Here is a 22,672-nt window from a genome sequence, read left to right as displayed (position 1 = left end):
CAGCCAGCGCTCGCTGGACAGGGAAGCAGGTAGGAACGAAACCCAGGGCGATTCAGTCTCGAGGATGCCTACCTTGCCCTCACCGAACCAAAGGAGGAGCCCCTTGTCTGAGCCCACCGCCCCCGCCGTATCCCCGCCCGCCGGGGCATTGACCGCCTACCTCACCCTGCTGCGCTGGCAGCAGGCGCAACTGGGGCCGATGATCCCGCTGGTCGCCGTGATCCAGGTGCTGCTGGCCGGCGGCATCGTCGTGGGCTTCGGATTCCTGCTCAACGAGGGCGACACCGACTCCGCCACCTTCCTATCCACCGGCACTCCCACCGTGCTGCTGCTCACCCTGGGATTGGTGATCGTACCGCAAGGCGTGGCCGCCGCCCGCGCCACCGGCACCCTAACCTACATGCGCGCCCAGCCGGTGCCGCGTCCGGTGCTATTCCTCGCAGACCTCACCCTCTGGGTGCTCGTGGCGCTGCCCAGCGTGGTGGTGGCTGTGCTGGCCGCCTGGTGGCGGTTTGACGTGGAGCTCTCTTTGAACTGGCCGCTGCTGATTACCGGAGTGCTGCTGGTGACCGTGATGGCCACCGCCGTAGGTTACGCGATCGCCGTAACCCTGCCAGCCATGCTGGCCCAAGTTATCAGCCAGGTGATGGTGTTCTTCGTGCTCATGTTCTCGCCGGTGACATTTCCCGTGGAGCGGCTGCCCGACTGGTACGCCGGGGTGCACGAGGTGCTGCCGGTCATGCCCGCCGGTGACGTGATCCGCGCCGGGCTGATCTCAGGCACCTACTCCACCGACGGGCAGGCTCTGCTGGTGTTGGCCGCATGGACAGCGGCGGGGATAGGGCTGACACTGCTGGCCCTGATGCGCAGGAAGTGACGGGACGGAGAGTCAGGCTGGCCGACGTTGCGGCCCCGCCTAGACGCCGTGATCACTAACCGCGCATACGCCAGCCACTTCATCCACGTGAGCTTCGCCGTCGTAATCTCAGGCCCCATGACAAGCGAGACCAGATCGCCACTCAAAAGTGCAAGTGCATCCGCGATGATCTGGCACACAGGCTCAACGCCGGCTCCTACCGCAGCCGAAACGTGATCGAGCGACCTTTGTCTGACAACTTGAGCGCCCTATTGGAGACGCTCCCTAGCAGTGCGTGGTTTCACCAGCATCCGGACCTGCTCGCATCCCAGCAGCTGCGCCTGCAGCCCACTGTAGATTTTTGTTTCCTGGCCTCAGAAGTTTGGCTGCAATTTGCCGACTTTGTGTGCATTTCCGGTGCCAGATCCCGGGTTTTGCAGCCAGGAAACAAAATTCAGCACCGAAATGAGGCCAGGAAACAAAAATCTTCAAGGCAGGGATGCGGAGCAAGACAGGCAGGGATGCGGAGCAAGACAGGCGGGGATGCGGAGCAAAGCAAGCCTGGGCTCGGCGGCCAGAGCTTCGGCTGGGCGGCGACAAGGCGGGGATGCGGCCGGGCAGGGATGCGCGGGCAGGACAGGCAGGACAGGACAGGACAGACAATCAGCACAGCAAAAAACGGGGCGCCCGGCCAACGCCGAACGCCCCGTCGCAGCTAGCAACTAGCACCTAGCAGTGCTTGGTTTCACCAGCATCCTCTAACTCGCCGGTAATCAGGTAATTGTCGACGTAGCTGTTGACGCACTCATCTTGTTCGTCATAGGCGATGTGCCCCTCAGCCTCGAATTCGAGCAGTTGCGCCGACTCGAGCTGTTCGGCCACCGCGCGCGCCCACTTCAACGGGGTAGCCGGGTCATTCGTGGTGGCAACCACCAGCACCGGCGCCGCGCCCGCACCCGTCACCGGTTCGAGTGACTCTACGGCTGGCTCAACCGGCCAGTTCTCGCAGGTGATGTCGCCAACCTGCAGCTCCTCAGGCGTGCTCGCTCCGGGGAATATCGACACCTGGTTGAGGCGCTGGTTGAACTCCACGATCTTGGCGGGGTCGGTTTCGCGCGGGTAGTCGAGACAGTTGATGGCGGTGAAAGCCTGGAACGAATTCGAGTCGTAGTGACCTTCCGGGTCGCGGCCGAAGTACGCATCAGAAAGCATAAACAGCGTCGACGGATCGTTCGCGTTGAGGTACTGGTCGAAAGCCATCGTCAGGTACTGCCACATCGACTCGTCATACATCGCGGAGATCACGGCCATCTGCAGCACACCCGAGGTGAACACTCGCCCGTCGGAGTTCTTCATGAGCGTCTCATCGGCATCCTTGGCGATTTGCCGCAGCTCTACCTCAGCCTCTTCAACGGTCTTCGCCCGGAACGGGCACTCGCGGCTTTCGATGCAGTCTTGCAGGTAGGTGCGCACCGAGTCGGCAAACTTTTCTTGCTGGTCGAGCACCACTTCAAAGCCGGGAACGGTTGGGTCGGTGGCGCCATCGAGCACCACCCGCCCCACCCGCTCGGGGAACTGGTCGATGTATTTGGCAGCAATATCGGTGCCGTATGACAACCCGAAATAGAACAGCTTCGGGTCGCCGACAAGCGCCCGCAGCAGGTCGAGGTCGTGCACGGTCGAGTTGGTGTCGACATAGCCAAGCAGCTCACCGGTGCCTTTCAGGCAGTCGGCACCAAAGCGCTGTGACTTGGCCGTCTCCCACTCAAGTTGCTGCTGGGGGGTCATTTGCGTGTAGTTGTCTGGCACCCCGTAGAAGTACTCGTCCATCCCGGCGTCGTCTCGGCAATACACTGCCGATGACCGGCCAACACCGCGCGGGTCCCAACCCACGAGGTCGAAGTTTTCACGCAGATCGTCCGAGAAGAACCCGTACGACTGTGCCACAAAGTCAAAACCGCTGCCGCCGGGCCCACCCGGGTTGCTGAACAGCGACCCCTGCGGTTTACCACCGGTGGCTGGCTGTCGCACAAGTGCGAGCTCAACCGGTTCGCCCTTGGTCGGGTCGTTCCAGTCCATCGGGGCAATCGCCGTAGCGCATTCGGCGTCTTCACCAGCGTTCGCATCGTCGGGGCACGGCTCCCACTCGAGTTCTTGCTCGTAGAACTCCAACAGTTCGGGTGGCAGGTCGGGGTCGATGAGATCGGCTCGGTCAACCTGTCGGCCGTCGCCCTGGAGCGTCTGGATGAGCGTGCAACCGCTCAGCGAGATCGCGGCAACAGCGGCAGTGGCGGCGGCAAGCAGGCGTTGGGTGCGTCGTCGGTTCACTGGCGGGTCCTCGGTTCTTCGTCAGTCGCGATGTACTGGGTAGGTTAACTAGTGGTTCTGCTCGGGTCACGGTGCCCTATCACTGTTCCCACGAGCAGTTCTTCCAGCGCCAGTGCCGGCGGCACATTGGCGGCAAGTCGCTGCCGTGCAACAGCCACGGCCTCGATACTAGCGAGGATGTGTGCCGGGCTGCTGGATGCGGCAACACCTTCGATTTCGGGGCGACGGCGTTCGTTAATCAGTCGCTCGGATGCGCCCAGCGCGGTCACCAACACATCACGCCACAGCGATGACACGTCGGTGAGGATGCGGTCGATGCCGTCGAGCGTGGCGCGTTTGGCTCGCCGCTTCTGGTGGGTTTCAAGTTCGCGGAAGATTCCGCGCAACTGTCGGGGTATCGCCGCATCCGGTTCAAGACCCAGTGTGCGGAAGGTTTCGGCGCGTTCTTTCGCGTCGCGGTCTGCCGCGGCAGCTTTACCGTCTTCTTCAGCAATCGCCACCCAGTCGGCGGCCTTGCGTGCCGCATCCCCCACGCCCTGCAGTGTCAGCACGCCTTGCAGGGCGCGGTCTCGTCGCGACCAGGCTTCGGGTGTGGTCACGAGCCGTGCCGCCATCCCGATGTGGCTCTGCGCTTCTTCGGCAGCACGCAACGCCCGCTCGGGGTCACAACCGTGCCTCCACACCAGCAGCTGTGCCACTTCTTCGGGGCTGGGTGTGGTGAGCGACACCACGCGCACGCGCGAGCGGATCGTTGGCAGCAGGTCGGCTTCGCTGGGCGCGCACAGCACCCACACGGTGGTTGCGGCCGGTTCTTCGATAGCTTTCAGCAGCGTGTTCGAGGTGCGTTCGACCATGCGGTCGGCGTCTTCAACCACAATCACCCGGTAGTCGCTCACGGTGGGTGCGAGCCAGGCACGTTCAACGAGCGTGCGGGCGGTTTCGATATCGATGATGGCGGTATCGGTAACCACCGCGGTGAGATCGGGATGCGTGCGGGCAGCCACCTGTTGACAGCTCGGGCAGCTGCCACAGCCGCCATTGGGGCACAGCAGCGCGGCCGCGAACGCGTAGGCGCAATTGGAGCGGCCCGAGCCGGGCGGGCCGGTGATGACCCATGAGTTGGTGAACCACTCGCGGTGTTCGGCATCGGGATGCGCGGCTGCGACCGCGCGTTGCAGGGTTTCGACGCTGCGGGCCTGGCCCGAGATTTCAGCCCATACTCCCCCGCCGATGCCGGTACCGCTGACGTTGGTCATCGCTGCTCCCGTGCGGCCAATAGTTCGTCGATGCGGGCGCGGATCTCGTCGGCAACCTGCTCGTGAGGCCGGTTTGCATCCACCACCGTGTAGCGTTCGGCATCGGCGCCGGCCTGCTGTAAAAACTGTTCGCGCACCCGGCGATGGTAGTCGCTGGCCTCGCGTTCGAGCCGGTCGAGCCCGTCGCGCACCGAACGCATCCGCTGCTGCGCAATTTCGGGGTCGAGGTCGAGCAGCACCACTAGATCGGGCAGCAGCCCGCGGGTGCCCCACAGTGAGAGTTCGCGCACCTCATCCGCGCCGAGGTCGCGTCCAGAACCCTGGTAGGCGACCGATGAGTCGATATAGCGGTCTTGGATCACGATTTTCCCGGCTTGCAGCGCGGGGCGTACCACGGTGGCGATGTGATGCGCGCGGTCGGCCGCGAACAGCAGTGCTTCGGCACGCGGGTCGATATCGCCGTCGTGGTGCAGCACGATGTTGCGGATCTGCTGCCCCACATCGGTGCCGCCCGGTTCGTGTGTGTGCAGCACCTCGTGGCCGAGTGCGCGGAGGTGCTCGACAATTCGACTCGCGTGTGTCGATTTGCCGGTGCCGTCGCCGCCTTCGAAGGTGATGAACAGTCCCGAGCCGGTGGTTTCGTTCACTACCTACTCCTCGGTGCCGGCTTTCGCGGTGGTGGTTTTCTTCCGCGTGGCCGTGGTGCTGGTTTTCTTGGCTGCCGTGGCCTTTTTGGCGGTGCTGGCCTTTTTAGTGGTGGTCTTCTTGGCAGTGCTGGTTTTGCGCGTGGTGGTGCGTTTTTTCGCCGGGCCCTTGGCTCGTTTCTCGGCAATCAGCTCAACCGCCCGCTCGAAAGTGAGCGTAGCCGGGTCGGTGCCGCGCGGCACCGTCACGTTTGTTTCGCCATCGGTGATGTAGGGGCCCCAGCGGCCATCCTTCACCTTCACACCCTTACCCGAAACCGGGTCGGGTTTTTCGAAGTCGAGCAGCACCGACTTCGACTGCCGGTTCGCATACTTCGGCTGCGCAAACAGCTCCTGCGCCCCGGCAAGATCGATCGTGAAAATCGACTCTTCGTTCGGCAGCGACCGGGTGTCGGTGCCTTTTTTCAGGTAGGCGCCGAAACGGCCATTTTGGGCCGTGATCTCGTTGCCCGATTCTTCATCCACACCCACCACGCGCGGCAGCGACAGCAGCTTCATCGCCTCATCGAAAGTCACCGTGTCGGGCGACATCGATTTGAACAGGGATGCGGTGCGCGGCTTTGGTGCGGCCTTGCGGCGCTTGGGTTTCTCACCCTCGGCGGGGGCTTCGGGTTCGGGAAGCACTTCTGAAACATACGGGCCAAACCGGCCGTCTTTTACAACAATGTCGTGGCCGGTTTCGGGGTCCTGACCCAGCACGCGGTCGCCCGCCACTGGCGCATCAATCAGTTCCTGTGCTTTTTCGGCGGTGAGTTCATCGGGAGCAAGATCTTCGGGCACGTTAACGCGGCGCGGGTCAGCTTCGGGATGCTCGGGGTCGATCACTTCGATATACGGGCCGTATCGACCAATTCGCAGGGTTGCGGTGTCGGTGAGCTTGGTTGAGTTGAGTGCGCGCGCATCAATCTCGCCGAGGTTGTCGACCACGCCGCGCAGGCCGGGGTGATCGTCTGACCCGAAGTAGAACTCGTGCAGCCACGCGACGCGGTCTTGGTCGCCGGCGGCAATGTGGTCGAGGTCGGCTTCCATCTGCGCCGTGAAGTCGTATTCGACCAGTTCGTGGAAGTGTTGTTCAAGCAGCCGCACCACCGAGAACGCCGTCCAGCTGGGAACGAGTGCCGTACCGCGATGCGTGACATAGCCGCGGTCTTGGATTGTGGCGATGATGGATGCGTAGGTCGACGGGCGGCCGATGCCCAGTTCGTCGAGCATCTTCACCAAGCTCGCTTCGGTGTAGCGCGGTGGCGGCGTGGTCTCGTGCGGTTTTGCTTCGGCTTCGGCAACAGCGACGGTCTCGCCCTGCTCAAGCGGCGGAAGTTTCGAGTCTTTACTGGCACCGCTATCGGTGCGCTGTTCATCCCTGCCCTCTTCATAGGCGGCGAGGAACCCACGGAAGGTGATGACCGTACCCGAGGCCTGGTATTCGCTGCCCATCGAGGTGATCGTGCCGTTTGCATCCGGCAGTTCGACGGGTGCACCATTGAGCACGACCGTTGCGGTGTGCCCCTTGGCGTCAGCCATCTGCGAGGCGACGGTGCGTTTCCAAATCAACTCGTAGAGCTTGCGTTCACGGTCGTCAACGCCGGTGAGTTCACGCGGATGCTTGAACTCAAAACCGGCGGGACGAATTGCCTCGTGCGCCTCCTGGGCGTTTTTCGACTTCGAACCGTAGTAGCGCGGCTTTTCGGGAACCGAGTCGGCGCCGTACAACTCGCGAGCCTGGCCGCGGGCGGCGCTGATCGCCTGCTGCGACAGGTTGGGCGAGTCGGTACGCATATAGGTGATGTGCCCGTTTTCGTACAGCGACTGCGCCACCGACATCGTCTGCCGCGCCGAAAAACGCAGCTTGCGGGATGCTTCCTGCTGCAGTGTCGAGGTGGTGAACGGGGCTGCGGGGCGGCGAGTGTAGGGCTTCGATTCAACCGATGCGACGGTGATTGCAACGCCACCGGCGGTGAGTGCATCCGCGAGCGCCGTCGCGGTCGCCTCACCGAGCACGGTCGCATCCGAAGTGAGTTCACCGTGGTCGTTGAAGTCGCGGCCGGTGGCGACGCGCTCGCCGGCGAGCTTGGTGAGCCGCACGTCGAAGGGCTGGTCTTTGGCGCTGAAGGTGGCTTCAACACCCCAATAGTTGGCAGCCACGAAGGCGAGCCGTTCGCGTTCGCGCTCCACAATGAGTCGAGTTGCGGCTGATTGCACGCGCCCCGCCGACAGCCCCGAACCAACCTTGCGCCACAGCACCGGCGAAATCTCGTAGCCGTAGAGCCGGTCGAGAATGCGGCGGGTTTCTTGCGCATCCACCAGATGCTCATCGATGTCGCGGGTGTGGTCTTTAGCGGCTTCGATCGCTTCACGGGTGATCTCGTGGAACACCATCCGCTTCACCGGCACTTTGGGTTTGAGCACTTCGAGCAGGTGCCAGGCGATCGCTTCTCCCTCGCGGTCTTCATCGGTGGCGAGGATGAGTTCGTCGGCGGTCTTTAGCGCGCTGCGCAGCTCGGTGACGGTTTTTTTCTTGTTTTCGGCAACGACGTAGTAGGGCTCGAAGCCGTTTTCGACGTCGACCGAGAACTTGCCCAGCGAGCCCTTTTTCTGCTCGGCAGGGAGGTTTTTCGGCTCGATCAGGTCGCGGATGTGCCCCACCGAGGCCATTACAACATAGTCGTCGCCAAGGTATTGGGAGATGCTTTTCACCTTGGTAGGTGACTCAACGATCACTAGTTTCTTGCCGGTCAAGGTTGAGATTCCTCATTCGCGTTGAAAGACAGTTCAGATTGGCTCGTGCTCGGCCAATCTATACCACGGCGCGCCGCAGCACGTTTGAGAAGCCGTGCATCCGCCCCTCGAGAAGCCGCGCATCCGCTGTCGGCGAACCGCGTAAAGCCGCGCCCCGGCCCGCATCCCAGCTTCGCATCCTGGCCCCTGTAACCCGGCCCCGCATCCCGGCGCATCCCGGCCCTTCACTCAGCCCTCAGTCCCTCAGCCCTTCAGCCCTTCAGAAATTTGTTTCCTGACATCAGTTCGCTGCTGAGTTTTGTTTCCTGACTGCAAAACAGCGTTTTTGGGTGCCAGAACCCATACAAGACAGCAAAATGCAGCCAATTTTCTGATTTCAGGAAACAAAAATCTGCATGCCCTGGGATGCCGGAGGCAGCTGGCAGGATGCAGGCAGGCAGGGCAAACAGGGCAGGGCTCGGCAGGACAGGACAGGACAGGACAGGACAGACAGTGCAGGGCAAACAGGCCAGACAGGGCGGACAGCAGATGCGGGGCTGACGACAGCCAACCCCGCATCCCGCTAGTTACTACTCCACGTCATCGAGGCGGATGGCCATGGTCTTGGGCATCTGCGAGAATCCGCGACTGATGAAAGCCAGGTAAACAATGCCGATCAGCACCCAGCCAATACCGATTAGCAGCGCGCTGAGGCTGAGCGAGAACCACAGCCACACGCACAGTGCCAGGCCGATACCCGGCAGCAGCCCGTAGCGCAGCAGCTCGAGGGGCTCACGCTTGCGCTGGTTAATAATGAAGTGCTTGATTACCGCCAGGTTCACCATCGAGAACGCCGCGAGCGCACCGAAGCTGATGATCGAGACGACAACATCCAGCGGCAGCACGAGCGCCAATAGCGAGATCGCCGCGATCACGAGGATCGCGTTACGCGGGGCATTGAAACGCGGGCTCAGCACCCCGAACACGCGCTTGGGCAGCAGCTCATCGCGACCCATCGAGTAGAGCACGCGAGCGGTGGCTGCTTGCGAGGTCATCGCACTGGCCGAGGCACCAATGAGGTAGGCCGTGAGGAAGAAAGCCTCAAAGAAGGCACCACCGAGGTGGCTGATGAGTTCGAGGGATGCGGTGTCGAGCGACGTGTAGGTGCTGAAGTCGGGCCACACTCGCTGACCGGCCCAGCTGATAATCATGAACATCGTTCCCCCAACCAGCACGGTGAGCACCACCGCACGCGGGACGGTGCGGCGCGGGTCTTTTGCCTCTTCAGCCATCGCCGAAACCGCGTCAAAGCCGAGGAATGACAGCGCCAGAATCGAGGCGCCAGCCATCAATCCACCAAGGGTCGCGTTTTCTGACCAGAACGGGTCGGTGATCGCCACATCCGGCTGCATTTTGCCGAATGCCGCCACCAGGAATGTGGCGACGAACACGAGCTGAAACACCACCAGGAACGCGTTGGCGTGTTTCACCACCGAGATGCCGAAAAGGTTGAGCGCGGTGACGATAATGATCGCTGCCAGAATCACGACCCAGGCCGGGATGGCCGGGAACTGCGCGTTGATGTAGAGCCCCAGCAGCATGTAGTTGATCATCGGCAGTAGGGCGTAGTCGATCATGAGCGCCCAGCCGGTGACGAAGCCGACGCCGGGGCCGAAGGCCTTTTTGGCGTAGGCGTAGGCGCTACCGGCGGTGGGTTCGGCACGCACGATGCTCGCGTAGCTGAGGGCCGTGAACAGCATCGCGACAGTGGTGATGACGTAGGCACCGGCGAGGTGCCCGCCTGTCTCATTGGTAACAATGCCGTAGGTGCTGAACACCGTGAGCGGCACCATGTAGGCGAGACCGAAGAACAGCAGTGAGGGCACTCCTAGCACGCGCTGCAGTCGTGGTGAGGCGATTCCTTGAGGGGTTGGCATGGTGATTTTCCGTTCGTGTTGCGCGATCAGCGGTGATCGTTGAAGACGAGTTTTCCGTCGATGGCGGTCGCCACAATGGCGACGTTGGCCACCTCGGATGCGGGGGTTTTGAGGGGGTTGTGGGCCCAAACGGTAAAGTCGGCAGCTTCACCAACGCGGAGCGTGGCACCGGTTCGTCCCACGGATGCGGGTACTGATTCGGTGTAGCCGGTCAGCGCTTCGTGGGCGGTGAGCGCCTGTTCGGGATGGATGGGCTGGGTGTTGCGGTCGTGTGGGTGTCGCAGCTGGGCGTCGGCGATGATCGCGCGCGGGTCGAACGGGGCCACCGGCCAGTCGCTGGCGAGCGCTTCGATGATTCCGTTTTCGAGGTAGCTGCGCGTTTTCCAGCCCTGCTTGTTGCGAGGCTCGCCCAGGCGCTTCGACCAGGTGTCGGTGCCGTCGGCGTGCATGAACAGCGTGCAGTGGTTTGGCTGCACGCAGATGCTGATGTCGTGTTCGCCAATGAACTCGATGACCTCGTCGGCCACGAGTTCGAGGTGGTCGATGCGGTGGCGCACGCCGTTGTCGGGCAGGCTGGCAATGGTTTCGGCGACGAAGCGCACCCCGCGGTCACCGATCGCGTGGGTGATGGTTGGCACGCCGAGTTCGTTGAGGCGGCGCAGGTTGCGTGCGTACTGTTCGGGGTCGTGCCAGAAACCGCGGGTTCCTTCACCAAACACGTCTGGTTCTTCGAGCCAGGCGGTGCCGCCGTCGATCGTGCCGTCGATGAAGAGTTTCACGCCCTCTACTTCCCAGCGGCGGCCGCGATGCTGTTTCATTTCGGCAAGGGCTTCGACCTCGGCTGCCGACATTTCTGGTGTGCACCATGGCGAGATGCGGATGCGTACCGGCAGCTCACGGTCGGATTCGATAGCTTCGAGCACTGCGAATGCGTCTGGGTTCTGGTTGTCGGGCACATAGCCGCCAACTAGGCCCGTGCGGGCCATTTCGAGCAGGTTGTTGTAGAGCAGGTCGGCTTGTACGGGCACCGGGATGCGCGGAACATGCGGTTGTACGCGGTCGAGGGCGATCCATTCGAGCACGTGTCCGGTGAGGCGGTCGGCGCCGGTGAGCTGTTGTTCGTTAGCGTCGGGTCGTTCGGTGAAACCGCCGCCGTCGGTGAACATTGCGGGTTCGGTGACGCCGCAGACGGCCAGTGCTGCGGCCGAGAGGATTGCCGAGTGGGCGTCGAACATGGTGATGTAGGCGGGTCGCTCGGCGCCGAGCGCTTCGTGGATGAAGTCGTTAGTGACCGGGGCGTCGCCCAGCAGGTGTGGTTCGAATCCGTAACCGAACACCCACTCGTCGGCGCCAACTCGGTCGGCTTCGGCGCGGAGCGCGTCTTGCACCTGTGCAATCGTGGTGCAGTTGGCGAGATTCGCACCGCGTGCAAGCGCAACACCCCAAATGGCGTGGATGTGACCGTCGATCAGGCCGGGGGTGATGGTGGCGTCGCCGAAGTCGATCACCTGAGCGTCGCTGTGCTGCGTGGCGAGCGCTGCCGCATCACCCACCTCGGCAACGCGGCCGTCGCGCACGAGCAGGCCGGTAGCTTCCTGCAGCCCGTCGTGCAGCACTGTTGCCGTTCGGTAGAGCACCTTGTGTGTTGTTTCTGTCATCGTTGACCTCATTTCGCGTCTTTGCAACCCATTCAGATTTGAAACGTTTCAACATGCTGCCACAGTGCCGAAATGGCCGTCAAGGAGCCACCTGATTAGATGGGTGCTATGCCGCAATCACGGGTGACGATTCCACAGCTGGCCGAAGAGCTCGGCCTCTCTGTGGGCACCGTTTCGAGCGCATTGAACAACAAACCGTCGGTCGCCGCGGCCACCCGCAAACGCGTCCACGAAACCGCCGCGCGCCTGGGTTATCTGCACAATCGCTCGGCAGCCGCGCTGCGCCGCGGACACACGGGCATCCTTAGCCTTCACCTGCCGGCCAACACTGCCGACCTGCAGTTCTATATGAACTTCGCATTCGGTATGAGCTCGGTTGTCGCCCGTGCTGGCTATGACGTGTTGCTCGACCACGAACACTCGCGCGCCAACCCGCTCACGCTGGTGGATGCCGCCATTGTTGTCGACTGGAGTAGCGACCTGCACACGCCCGATCAGCTTGCCCGGGCGGGCATCCCAATCTTTGCCGTTGATGGCATCCCAAACCCGGATGCACCGGCAACGAGAGTCTTGTCTACCAACTATGCGGCCCGCACCACCCAGATTGCCGAGCGCGCAATCGCTTCGGGGGCACGCAAGGCCGCGCTGCTGTCGTCGAGCTCGCTCCCCGGAGTTGCCTGGCAGCGAGAGGTGCACGCGAGCCTTACAGCTGCCTGCACCGCTCACGACATTCCGCTCACCCACGTAGATTTGGAGGTCGGATCTTCCGCCAACGAAGTGGCCGCGGCGATTCAGTCGCTCATCCACCGCGAGCAGCCCGATTTTTTGGTTTCTACCGGCGAACGCTGGGCGGGTATCGCCAATCTCTACCTGCACCTTGGCTCGCCCGATTCATCCGTGCCCTGGCTGGCGTCCACCGCCGCCGACCCCATCACCGAGCTCTCGTCACCGCATATCACCGCACTCGACCTGATGCCCTACGAGTACGGCCGGCACTGCGGCGATCTCGTGATTGCCTATCTCAGCGGCGAACAGGGTGCCACCGATAGCGACGAGGCGATTTGGGAGGCGCGCATTAACTGGGCTCGCCACTGGAACAAATCCTAAGGCGGCGGGCCGGCAACCGCGGCAACACGAATCTCTAGCAGGTGCTCATTCACACGCACAACCACCCGTGACCTGGATGCATCCGCCTCGCAAGCAGCGACCGTCACGCCGTGAACCAGCGCCACCTGCCCCGCCCGCTGACACGGGTCGCCACCAGGCACTCGGCCCGAAGCGGTATCGGCTGCAGCCAGCGCGGCCGCATCCGCCGCCACGCGAGCACGAGCCACCGTCACGAGTGACTGTGCGACCATCACGGCACTGAGCGTGAGCGCCACCACCGCGGCGATAATTGCCAGCGCCAACACCGTGCCGCTCCCGCGCTCATCACACCGCCACCGACGCACCAGCCGCATCTTGCAACCGCGCGAACTGCCGAGGTGAGTTGTTTCTGCCACGCATCCCCCTCATTCGATGTCGCGAAGCGCACACGACTGTGCTCGCGCCCGAGCGGCAGTGGGAATGCCCACCAGCGAGATCGCGACGCTCACGCTCGCGCAGCGAAGTTCGCCACTATCCCAAACCTCGAGCGCCGCACCCTCGAGCCGCTCAAGCGCGAGCGCGGGCTCATCACCGCGCGCGGCCATCCGCGCGGCTTCACCGGCCGCATCCTGCACCGCCACCTGGGTCGCCACCGCGACCACCGCCCCGATGCACAGGGTGAGTACGAGCGCAACAGCGGGCATCGCCACCGCGAACTCGGCCGAAACCGACCCTCGCTGCTGACGCAGCGCATCCTGCCACGCGCACCAAAGAACCGACTTTGACCACCGCCACTGCCGCGCTCGCACCACCTCATTACCCTCCTTATCTCTTCGATTCGATGCCTTGGTTGAACATCGACCGGTGCTTAGCCACCGAATGCGCCGATCAACAGGTCTTCGATGATCTGTTTCACCGGTTCTGACTGCGCCACCAGCACCAGCACCGAGGCGAGCGCCACCGCAGCGGTGATCACGATCGCGTATTCGGCGGTGGCGGCGCCGTCTTCTTCGTATTGCAGCCGCTGCAACCGCAGCCGCAGCCGCTGTGGCAGCCAGGCAGCTGCCACAGAAGTCGATCGGCTGCTGGTTTCGTGGTTGATTTGGGTGTTCATTTGGTTCCTTTCTGATTTGCGACACGGCACGACTGTGGTTGGGAGCTATTGCGACATCGCCTGTTGCAGCACCGCGATGAGTAGCGGCGCCACTCCCAGAGTCAAAAACGCGGGCAGGATGCACGCACCCAGCGGCAGCATGAGTGCGGTTCCCAGCCGCGCCGCCGACTGCGCCGCCTCGGTGCGTGCCTGCCGCCGCTCCAATTGCGCTTCACCGCGCAATAACTCACCGGCGGCAACTCCCGCTGCTGCGGCAAGTTCGATGATTGGTTGCGCCCGGTCGAGCCCCGAACGCTCGAGCTGAAAATCGCGCAGTGTGTGCGCGGTTTCAGCAAGCACCTGGTGGGCGTCGCTTCCCGAACTCATTCCGGTTGCGACAAGGTCGAGACCGAAACCGGGGGTGCGCGGGTGCCGCGAAGCACGACTCACCAGCGCCCGGTTCCACCACCATGCGGCCAGCAGCAGTAGCGTTCCCACCAGCAGCAGCATCCAGCCGACGACGCCACCAAACAGCACCCCGAAAGTGTCGAATCCCAGCACACTGCCGAGGGCGATCCCGATGAAGGGCAGCACCATCACCAGGCGCGCGGTCGCGGCCGGCCCCGCCAGTGCGACAGCTATCTCACGCTCGGATGCGCCAAGGTCGCGAAACCCGCCAGCCAATTGCCGCAGCGACGCACCCAGCGGGGCACCAGTTTGTTCGGTGAACTGCCATAGGGCGCCGAGTGCACGCCACGCCTCGTGGTCGTTGTGACGCAGATAGCTGGCGGGATTGTTGCCCTGCGCCACGGCCTGTGCCAACCGTTTTTCCATCGGCACAGTGTCGGCTTTTTGTCGGCGCCGGGTTTGTGGTTCGGCTTCAGCGTCTGCGAACGCCGCGAGCCGTCCCCACGCATCCGCCGGCGGGCCGCCGCTCGCCAAGAGCGCTGCCAGCCGTTCCACCACCACCGCCACCTGTTCGGCCGGATACCGCACGACGACCATCAGCCCCGCTCCATCCGGTTTCCGCTGCGCACGCTCGTGATGCGCAACCGTTCGGCGTCATCAACCCAAAACTCGCCCATATCAACCAGCTGCCGCATCCCATCGCGGCGTTCAACGTGCATCACCAGGTCGATTGCCGACACCGTTTGCCGTGCCACCGCGGTTGCCGACATATTCGCGAGCGCGCCGAGCGCTTCGAGCCGGGCCGGCACATCGGCGAGCGAATTAGCATGCAGCGTGCCCGCCCCGCCGTCATGGCCGGTGTTCAGGGCCGCCAATAGTTCACGCAGCTCAGCACCTCGGCACTCCCCCAGCACCAGCCGGTCGGGTCGCATCCGCAGCGACTCCCGCACCAACCGCGCCAAAGTCACCTCTCCCGCACCTTCAATATTGGCTTGGCGGGCTTCGAGACTCACCACATGCGGGTGGTTAATGCGTAGCTCGGCAACATCCTCAATCACCACGATGCGTTCACTCGCCGGAGCCGACGACAACACCGCTCCCAGCAGCGTGGTTTTACCCGAACCGCCGGCGCCGGTGATGAGAATATTTGCGCGATCGGCAACCGCCCGCTGCACCACCTCGGCCGCGCCGTCATAGAAGCATCCCGCGCGAATGAGCTGCTGCAAATCGGGTCGGATCGCACCCGGCGCCCGAATCGACAGCAGCGTGCCGCGCACTGAAACCGGTGGCAGCACTGCATGCACCCGAATCCCGTCGCCAACCCGCACGTCAACAGCCGGGTTGGCGTCATCGAGGTGCCGCCCGCCAAGCGCCACCAGCCGCACCGCCAGCTCGCGAATCGCTCGCTCATGTGGCGCCTGCCACCCTTCCACTCGCACCGCGCCGGCACCGCGATCAATCCACAGCCCGTCCATCGCGTTCACAAACAAATCGGTCACCTCGGCATCCGAGATGAATCCGGCCAGCGGGCCGAACGCCTCGGCTTGACCGCGCGTGAGCTGGCGGCGCGGTCGCTCTTCGGCGCTGCGGCCGGGTATCGGAGCCAGATCGACGCTGGCGGGCCGCTCGGCGGCGGGTTGGACAACAAAGCGGTCAAGTGTTGCGGCAGTGATGTTCATGGCGGCCAAGGTAGTTGCGGCTGTGCCGCACACGCCCCGGGTGGAGAGGTCTCTGTGGACAACCGACTTTCCCCAACCACCCCGGGCGGGCCCTTGCGCCCGTGCCGGCACGAAAACTGCTTGAAACCATTACTGTCGTAACTTTGTGACACGGTCATCCACCGCCAAAAATGCGGGTATACACTCAGTCGCACGATCTCGCCGAAGGAGCCGAAGTTGACGAAAGCTGAAGAGCGCATTGCAAAACTCACCAATCCGATCGCGTCTCACCCGCCCACCGATGAGTTCATCGCCGGCACCCGCATCCCCGGTGATATTCGCCAACAAGCGCAGGCAGATCGTCTGCAGTTCTGGGCCGACCGAGCGCGTGAACTCGAATGGGTAACGCCCTTCACCGAAACCCTCGACTGGTCGAACCCGCCGTTTGCGAAGTGGTTTGCCGATGGCACTCTCAATGCCAGCGTGAACTGTGTTGACCGTCACGTGGCGGCAGGGAACGGTGATCGGGTTGCGATCCACTGGATTGGCGAGCCCGGCGACACCCGCACGATCTCCTACGCCGACCTCCACCGCGATGTGCAGCAGGCCGCGAATATGCTGCTGAGCCTCGGGGTGCAAGCCGGCGACGTGGTTGCTCTCTACCTGCCGATGGTGCCCGAAACCGTAGTGGCGATGCTCGCCTGCGCACGGATCGGCGCCACCCACTCGGTAATTTTTGGTGGTTTTTCACCCGAAGCGATCCGTCAGCGCCTCGATGACGCCGACGTCAAATTTGTGATCACCGCCAACGGCTCTAACCGCAAGGGCCGGGTCTTCCCGCTCAAAGAGGCCGTCGACGCCGCCCTCGAAGCACCCGGCCACTCGGTCGAGCGCGTGCTGGTGCTACGCCGTCCCGACCACGAGGTCAATATGGTCGAGGGCCGCGACCTGTGGTGGCACGATGAGTTCGCCAAGGCCAGCCCCAAGCACACCCCCGAAGCTTTCCCGGCCGAGCATCCACTGTTCATCCTCTACACCTCCGGCACCACCGGCAAGGCGAAGGGCCTATGGCATTCAACCGGCGGCTATCTCACCCAGGTTGCCTTCACCACCCGCACCAGCTTCGACCTGCGCGATGACGATGTGTACTGGGCCACCGCCGATGTGGGCTGGATCACCGGCCACAGCTACCTCGTGTATGGCCCGCTGCTCAACGGCGCCACCCAGGTGATGTACGAGGGTTCGCACGACTACCCCACACTCGACCGCTGGTTCGAAATTATTGAAGAGTACGGCGTCACCGTCTTCTATGCCGCACCCACCGCAATCCGCGGGTTCATGCGCTCAGGGCGCAGCATCCCCGCGCGCCACGACCTGTCGAGCCTGCGCGTGCTCGGGTCGGTTGGTGAACCAATCAACCCCGAAGCCTGGCAGTGGTATCACGAGGTCATCGGCGGCGGTCGCTGCCCGATTGCCGACACCTGGTGGCAGACCGAAACCGGCGCGCATATGATCGCACCGATTCTCACCCAGGATGCTCTCAAGGCCGGCTCTGCACAGCGCCCGGTTCCCGGTGTCGAGATTGAGGTGGTCACCGAGCAGGGTGAGCGCGTCGACCCGGGCGAGATGGGGCTGCTCACCATCACCGAGCCGTGGCCGTCGATGGCGCGCGGCATCTGGGGTGACGACGAGCGATTCATCGAAACCTACTGGTCGCAGTTCCCGGGCCGCTACTTCGCGGGTGACGGTGCCGGCGTCGATCTCGACGGCGATCTGTGGCTGCTTGGCCGCGTCGACGATGTGATGAACGTTTCGGGCCACCGGCTTTCGACCACCGAGATCGAGGGCGTTTTGGTCGAGCATCCGCTCACCGCTGAGGCTGCCGTGGTCGGCGCCAATGATGAAACCACCGGTCAGGCGGTGGTCGGTTTCGTTGTGCTCAAGCAATCACAGCTCGAAGCCGCCAGCGGTGTTGATGTGCCGCAAGAGCTGCGCGACTATGTGGGCCAGCGCATCGGCAAGATCGCCCGGCCACGCAATCTCTACATTGTTGACGAGTTGCCGAAGACGCGTTCGGGCAAGATTATGCGCCGGTTGCTGCGTAACGCCGCCGACAATGAGCCGGTTGGCGACACCTCGACACTGACGGATGCATCGGTGATGGAGGCGATTGTGCAGCTGATCGAGGCTGATCGCGCCAAGGCGTAGGTGACTGCCTGCCAAAACAAATGGTGCGCACTCACGGGATCCGTTCCGTGGGCGCGCACCATTGTTTGGCGGTATCAGGTGACCCTATTGATAGCCGACCTCGAGTTCGAGTTCGACCGGCGCATCCAGCGGCAGCACCGCCACGCCAACGGCCGAGCGCACATGCTGGCCACGGTCACCAAAGATCTGGCCGAGCAGTTCGCTGGCACCGTTTGCCACCAGCGGTTGCTGGGTGAACTGCGGGGCGGATGCGACAAACACCACCACTTTCACCACGCGGGTAATGCGGTCGAGATCACCGATCTCTTGTTTGATGGCGGCGAGTGCGTTCAGCACCGAGGTGGCCGCGAGCTGCTGTGCCTGCTCGAGCGACACTTCAGCGCCGACCTTGCCGGTGGCGGGCAGCTGTCCCGACACGAACGGCAGCTGCCCGGATGTGAGGGCTCGACCGTTCATTGCGATGGCTGGCACGTAGGCGGCCACCGGCGCGGCTACCTCGGGAAGTGCGAGCCCGAGTTCGGCGAGACGGGTTTCGATCTTGCTCATGCGCTGTGCTCACTTTCGTCGGTGAGAGGCCGCTTCAGGTAGGCGACAGTGCCTCCCTGTTCGTTCACGATGATCTGCACAAGCTCCCAGCCCTTGGCTCCCCAGTTGTTGAGGATCGCTCCGGGGGTGTGCAGCGGCAGCGGTGTGATGAAGTACTCCCACTTCTGCATGTCATTCCTTTTCTGCTGGTGGATGCGGGCTTTGTGCCGGTTCGCGTGGCCCCGGTTGGGGGCTCGCTTGCCAGCCTCTGGTTGGAGTTAACAAAGTTTTCTGTCCGAAACAGCGGTTCCCCACTACTCTAGAGGGCATGCCTTCCAACTCATCAACTGCGCCGAAGCGTAATGTCTTGGCCTCAGTGCTGGGGCTGCTCGGTATGAGCGGGATCGCCGGTGTACTCGTGGCCGCGATGATGACGCCGATTCTGGCTGTCGCTGGTGTGACCGCGAACTCTACGATCACGTTGTTCGAATCGCTTCCCGACTACCTCGAAATCACGCCGCTGCAGCAGAAAACCGAGCTGTACGCGAAGCGTGGCGACAAAGACGAGAAGATCGCCGAGTTCTACTCTCAGAACCGTGTCGAGGTGCCGCTTGACCAGATGTCGCCATATCTGCAGGATGCGGTCATCGCCACCGAAGACCCGCGCTTTTATGAGCACGGTGGTGTGGATGTGATGTCGGCGACGCGTGCAGTGCTCGAGTCGGTTGTTAGCGATAGCGGTAGCGGTGCATCGACCATCACCATGCAGTATGTGCGTAACCAGCGAGTGCAGGCCGCCGAAGCGATCCTCGACCCGGTCGAGCGTCAGAAGGCGTTTAGCGAAGCGACCGAACGGTCGGCTGGCCGTAAGCTGCAAGAGATGCGGCTGGCCATCGGTGTCGAGAAGCAGTATTCGAAAGAGCAGATCCTCGAGGGCTATCTGAACATCGCGCTGTTCGGTGGCCAGATCTACGGTGTCGAGTCGGCCGCCCAGTATTACTTCGGTAAGCCCGCGAAAGACCTGTCATTGGCTGAGGCCGCGCTGATCGGCGGCATGGTGCAGGAGCCGAACGCTTTCCGCATCGATGACGAAGCAAATATTCCGGCTGCTACCGACCGCCGTAACTACGTGCTTCGCCGCATGTATGAAGAGGGCAAGATCAAGAAAGACGAGTACGAACAGGCGAGAGATTCGAAGATCGAGCCGAACATCACGCCCGCTCGTCACGGCTGTATGAACGCGAAGAGCAACACGCAGTTCTTCTGCGACTATGTGCGCAAGGTCATTGAAAACGACCCCGCGTTCGGCGCCACCTACGAGGAGCGACTGTTTAACTTCCAGTCGAAGGGCTACCAGATTCACACCACGCTCGACCTCGATCTGCAAGATCAGGTAACGAATGTGCTCAACACCTATGTGCCGAAGTCGCTCGACTATATGAAGATCGGCGCCGCCGTCTCGGCAGTCGAGCCGGGTACTGGCAATATTCTCGCCATGGCGCAGAACAAAGACTTCGATGAGACCACCGAAGCCGCGAAGAATCCCAACGCCACCTCGGTGAACTACAACGCCGATAAGCAATACGGTCAATCGGGTGGTTTCCCAGCGGGTTCAACCTACAAGGTCTTCACGCTCGCCAACTGGATTCAATCTGGCCACTCGGTGAACGAGACCATCAACGCACGAAATCGTGTGTTCAACCAGGCCAACTTCCAAGACTCGTGCGGCAAGGATGCTCCCTATGGTGGCGGCTGGGATGTGAATAACGACGCCAACGAGCGTTTTGGTACGGTGACGGCTGTCGAAGCAACCACGAAGTCAATTAACACCGCCTATGCGGCAATGGCCGAACAGCTCGACCAGTGCGTGACGCGTGATATTGCCGTGGGTATGGGCGCGCACCGCGCCGACGGGCAAGAAAGCGGCTCGTACCCATCCGACATCCTCGGCACCAACGAGATCGCACCGATGTCGATGGCCACCGCCTACGCTGGTTTCGCAAACCAGGGTGAATCGTGCTCGCCGGTGGCGATCAAGTCGATTTCGCTCCGCGATGGCACCGAGGTGGATCCGCCCGAGTCGAAATGCAAGCAGGTGATCAGTAAAGACGTCGCTAATGCCGTTAACTACGTGCTCAAACAGGTGACCACCTCGGGCTTCAGTGCCGCGTCGAATCCTGGTATGGGCCCGGTTATCGGTAAGACCGGCACCACCGACAATGCCCGCGACACGTGGAGCATGATGGCCAGTAGCGGCATCTCATTGGCGGTGTGGGTTGGTAACACCGACAAGCAGTACACGTACACCGATGACGCGGGCAACAAGCACTACGACTGGGTTTCGCTGTACAACGTTGGTTTCAACGGCGTGAGCGGTACGCAGGCGCGTCACCACATCGCACGCGATATCTTGGCGTACGCCATCCCGAAGTACGGTGCGAACGACTGGCCCGACCCGAACCCCGAGGCGTTGCAGACCCCGAAGGCGAACGTACCCGATGTCACCGGTATGAGCATCGAAGCGGCCACTGCGGCGCTTGAAGAGGCCGGTTTTGCGGTAGCCGTCGGCAACTCGGTTGATTCAGAGCAGCCCGCAAACACGGTTGCCAAAACCAGCCCCTCTGCCAACACCAGTGTGCCGAAGGGTAGCGAGGTGACGCTGTCGCCCTCGAACGGCCGCAAACCGAACCAGCGCCAGCAGCCCCCCTCGGCCGGTGAACACTCAATGCCGGATCTCAACGGTATGTCGCTCGACGAGGCCCAGTCGGCGCTGCGCGACGCAGGCTTTGTGAACGGCGGCAACAACTGGTTCCAGGCCAACGACCCCGGTGGTGAACCGGGCAAGGTGACGCGCACCGATCCGCCGGCCGGGTCGATGCTCACGAAGGATGCGAAGATCACGATCTATGTCGGTCAATAAGATCATCCGTTCACTCGGCATTGGGGCCGCCGCCATTATTGGTGGCGGCCTCGCCGTTACCGGGTGGGCAGCGGGTATTGAACGCCGCCGTTTTGTGCTGCGCAACTATCAGGTTCCGGCGCTGCCTGCGGGTGCCGCGCCCCTGCGCATCCTGCATTTAGCCGATTTCCATCTCGCCCCGGGGCAGCGGAAGAAGATCCGTTTTGTGCGGCGGCTCGCCCAACTCGAACCCGACCTGGTGGTGCTCACCGGCGATAACTACGGTCACCGCGATGCATTTCCCGAGCTGGTCGAGATACTGGCACCTTTCCGCGGGATGCCGGGGGTGTCGGTGTTTGGCTCGAACGACTACTACGAACCGGTGTTGAAGAATCCACTCACCTATGTGCTGCCGGGTGAACGCAAACCCGCGAGGCAACCGAAACTCAACACTGATGAGCTGCGCTGGTTGCTATTCGATCAGTTCGGTTGGCACGATCTCACCAACTCAGCGTCCGAGCTCATGGTGGCCGGGCAGCGGGTTCGCGTGATCGGGGTGGATGACCCCCACATTAAACGCGACCGGCTCGCAAATGCGCTGCGGGAGTTTTCGGCGCTGACTGCTCAACCCAACGATGTTGTGTTGGGGCTGGTGCACGCTCCCTACCAGCGCATCCTGGATGCGTATGCCGAGATTGATGGCATGGCGCTGATGCTTGCCGGGCACACGCACGGCGGGCAGGTGTGCCTGCCGGGGGGCCGCGCAATCGTGTCGAACTGCGACCTGCCGCCAGAGCACGCCGGTGGGTTCAGCGATTGGCACGGTGTACCGCTGCACGTTTCGCGCGGGCTGGGCACGTCGATCTATGCACCGGTGCGCACCTTCTGCGCACCAGAGGCATCACTGATCACACTGCTCGCTCAGGATGCGATATAGTGGCTTGGTTGCCGATTGCGGCATCACGGGGTGTGGCGCAGCTTGGTAGCGCGCGTCGTTCGGGACGACGAGGCCGCAGGTTCAAATCCTGTCACCCCGACCATTGAGCAAGGAGCCACCGCGAGGTGGCTCCTTTTTGTTGTCCGCGCGTTTTCCTGTGCCATCAGGCCCGCACCTTGCATCCCCGCCCGGCCGCTCAACCCGGCACCTCCGCCAAGTGACCCTGTTACCAGCAAATGACCCTGCTACAACAGGGTCACTCCACAGTTAGAGGGTCATTTGCCGGCGGGGCGAAGTGTCAGCATGACCGGCAGTGCCCCCGCACAAATGCCCCTGCCCCACCAAATGCCCCTGTTACCAGCAAATGACCCTGCTACAACAGGGTCACTCCGCAGTTAGAGGGT

Annotated in this window: 18 protein-coding genes and 1 tRNA gene; 6 read left to right on the top strand and 13 right to left on the bottom strand. The window is 62.9% G+C overall.

What is annotated here, in order from left to right; translation table 11 throughout:
- The first annotated feature begins 103 nt into the window (after positions 1-103).
- On the top strand, positions 104-877 hold the full coding sequence (locus tag RQ865_RS09650; RefSeq protein ID WP_311479157.1) for an ABC transporter permease: 774 nt from the start codon (positions 104-106) through the stop codon (positions 875-877).
- A gap of 708 nt (positions 878-1,585) precedes the next feature.
- Here RQ865_RS09650 and RQ865_RS09645 read toward each other — a convergent pair.
- The 6 genes from RQ865_RS09645 to RQ865_RS09620 all read right to left on the bottom strand — a co-directional run bounded on the left by RQ865_RS09645 (position 1,586) and on the right by RQ865_RS09620 (position 11,454).
- Positions 1,586-3,184 carry an alpha/beta hydrolase gene (locus RQ865_RS09645; protein ID WP_311479156.1) on the bottom strand — a complete coding sequence of 533 codons (1,599 nt, stop codon included), beginning with the start codon at positions 3,182-3,184 and terminating at the stop codon, positions 1,586-1,588.
- Positions 3,185-3,228: 44 nt separating this feature from the next.
- Positions 3,229-4,440 (bottom strand): DNA polymerase III subunit delta', encoded by a 1,212-nt coding sequence (locus RQ865_RS09640; RefSeq protein WP_311479154.1) that lies wholly within the window; start codon positions 4,438-4,440, stop codon positions 3,229-3,231.
- Positions 4,437-5,087 (bottom strand): dTMP kinase, encoded by a 651-nt coding sequence (gene tmk, locus RQ865_RS09635; RefSeq protein ID WP_311479152.1) that lies wholly within the window; start codon positions 5,085-5,087, stop codon positions 4,437-4,439. The genes RQ865_RS09640 and tmk overlap by 4 nt, the downstream gene beginning before the upstream one ends.
- 3 nt (positions 5,088-5,090) lie before the next feature.
- Entirely contained in the window at positions 5,091-7,880 is a 2,790-nt protein-coding gene (gene topA / locus RQ865_RS09630; protein ID WP_311479151.1) for a type I DNA topoisomerase, read from the bottom strand.
- A gap of 569 nt (positions 7,881-8,449) precedes the next feature.
- The gene (locus RQ865_RS09625) at positions 8,450-9,796 is read right to left on the bottom strand and encodes an APC family permease (protein ID WP_311479150.1); all 1,347 of its coding nucleotides are present in this window, start codon (positions 9,794-9,796) and stop codon (positions 8,450-8,452) included.
- Between the two features lie 26 nt (positions 9,797-9,822).
- The gene (locus RQ865_RS09620; RefSeq protein WP_311479149.1) at positions 9,823-11,454 is read right to left on the bottom strand and encodes an amidohydrolase family protein; all 1,632 of its coding nucleotides are present in this window, start codon (positions 11,452-11,454) and stop codon (positions 9,823-9,825) included.
- Between the two features lie 108 nt (positions 11,455-11,562).
- On the opposite strand from RQ865_RS09620, the gene RQ865_RS09615 reads away from it, so the two are divergent.
- On the top strand, positions 11,563-12,561 hold the full coding sequence (locus RQ865_RS09615) for a LacI family DNA-binding transcriptional regulator (protein ID WP_311479148.1): 999 nt from the start codon (positions 11,563-11,565) through the stop codon (positions 12,559-12,561).
- On the opposite strand, the gene RQ865_RS09610 is transcribed toward RQ865_RS09615, so the two are convergent.
- The 5 genes from RQ865_RS09610 to RQ865_RS09590 are packed head-to-tail and all read right to left on the bottom strand — an operon-like array spanning position 12,558 to position 15,720.
- Positions 12,558-12,956, bottom strand: coding sequence for an Rv3654c family TadE-like protein (locus tag RQ865_RS09610; RefSeq protein ID WP_311479147.1), 399 nt, complete (start codon positions 12,954-12,956; stop codon positions 12,558-12,560). The two genes, RQ865_RS09615 and RQ865_RS09610, sit on opposite strands and share 4 nt — an antisense overlap.
- A 9-nt stretch (positions 12,957-12,965) precedes the next feature.
- Positions 12,966-13,352 (bottom strand): TadE family type IV pilus minor pilin, encoded by a 387-nt coding sequence (locus RQ865_RS09605; protein ID WP_311479146.1) that lies wholly within the window; start codon positions 13,350-13,352, stop codon positions 12,966-12,968.
- A 56-nt stretch (positions 13,353-13,408) separates the two neighbouring features.
- Positions 13,409-13,654 carry a DUF4244 domain-containing protein gene (locus tag RQ865_RS09600; protein WP_311479145.1) on the bottom strand — a complete coding sequence of 82 codons (246 nt, stop codon included), beginning with the start codon at positions 13,652-13,654 and terminating at the stop codon, positions 13,409-13,411.
- Positions 13,655-13,699: 45 nt separating this feature from the next.
- Positions 13,700-14,638, bottom strand: a complete 939-nt coding sequence (locus tag RQ865_RS09595; RefSeq protein WP_311479144.1) for a type II secretion system F family protein — start codon at positions 14,636-14,638, stop codon at positions 13,700-13,702.
- Positions 14,638-15,720 carry a TadA family conjugal transfer-associated ATPase gene (locus tag RQ865_RS09590; RefSeq protein ID WP_311479142.1) on the bottom strand — a complete coding sequence of 361 codons (1,083 nt, stop codon included), beginning with the start codon at positions 15,718-15,720 and terminating at the stop codon, positions 14,638-14,640. Before RQ865_RS09590 ends, RQ865_RS09595 begins: the two co-directional genes overlap by 1 nt.
- A 216-nt stretch (positions 15,721-15,936) precedes the next feature.
- Here RQ865_RS09590 and acs point away from each other — a divergent pair, with 216 nt between their 5' ends.
- Complete coding sequence (gene acs / locus RQ865_RS09585) at positions 15,937-17,907, top strand: acetate--CoA ligase (RefSeq protein WP_399521831.1); 1,971 nt, start codon at positions 15,937-15,939, stop codon at positions 17,905-17,907.
- Between the two features lie 84 nt (positions 17,908-17,991).
- Here acs and RQ865_RS09580 read toward each other — a convergent pair whose 3' ends face one another.
- Together RQ865_RS09580 and RQ865_RS09575 are read right to left on the bottom strand one after the other, a co-directional pair.
- Positions 17,992-18,453: a RidA family protein gene (locus RQ865_RS09580; protein ID WP_311479141.1), complete on the bottom strand. Its 462-nt coding sequence runs from the start codon at positions 18,451-18,453 to the stop codon at positions 17,992-17,994.
- Positions 18,450-18,623, bottom strand: a complete 174-nt coding sequence (locus RQ865_RS09575; RefSeq protein ID WP_311479139.1) for a hypothetical protein — start codon at positions 18,621-18,623, stop codon at positions 18,450-18,452. The genes RQ865_RS09580 and RQ865_RS09575 overlap by 4 nt, the downstream gene beginning before the upstream one ends.
- 137 nt (positions 18,624-18,760) lie before the next feature.
- Here RQ865_RS09575 and RQ865_RS09570 point away from each other — a divergent pair, with 137 nt between their 5' ends.
- The 3 genes from RQ865_RS09570 (at position 18,761) to RQ865_RS09560 (ending at position 22,371) form a co-directional block, all read left to right on the top strand.
- Positions 18,761-21,352, top strand: a complete 2,592-nt coding sequence (locus RQ865_RS09570; RefSeq protein WP_311479137.1) for a transglycosylase domain-containing protein — start codon at positions 18,761-18,763, stop codon at positions 21,350-21,352.
- Positions 21,339-22,268 carry a metallophosphoesterase gene (locus tag RQ865_RS09565; protein WP_311479135.1) on the top strand — a complete coding sequence of 310 codons (930 nt, stop codon included), beginning with the start codon at positions 21,339-21,341 and terminating at the stop codon, positions 22,266-22,268. The genes RQ865_RS09570 and RQ865_RS09565 overlap by 14 nt, the downstream gene beginning before the upstream one ends.
- 26 nt (positions 22,269-22,294) lie before the next feature.
- Positions 22,295-22,371 (top strand) — tRNA-Pro (locus RQ865_RS09560).
- The last annotated feature ends 301 nt before the right edge of the window (positions 22,372-22,672 follow it).

Source organism: uncultured Gulosibacter sp., assembly GCF_963509965.1.
GTDB lineage: Bacteria > Actinomycetota > Actinomycetes > Actinomycetales > Microbacteriaceae > Gulosibacter.
Note: the sequence above shows the minus strand (reverse complement) of the source record. Positions and strands in the feature narration are given on the sequence as shown.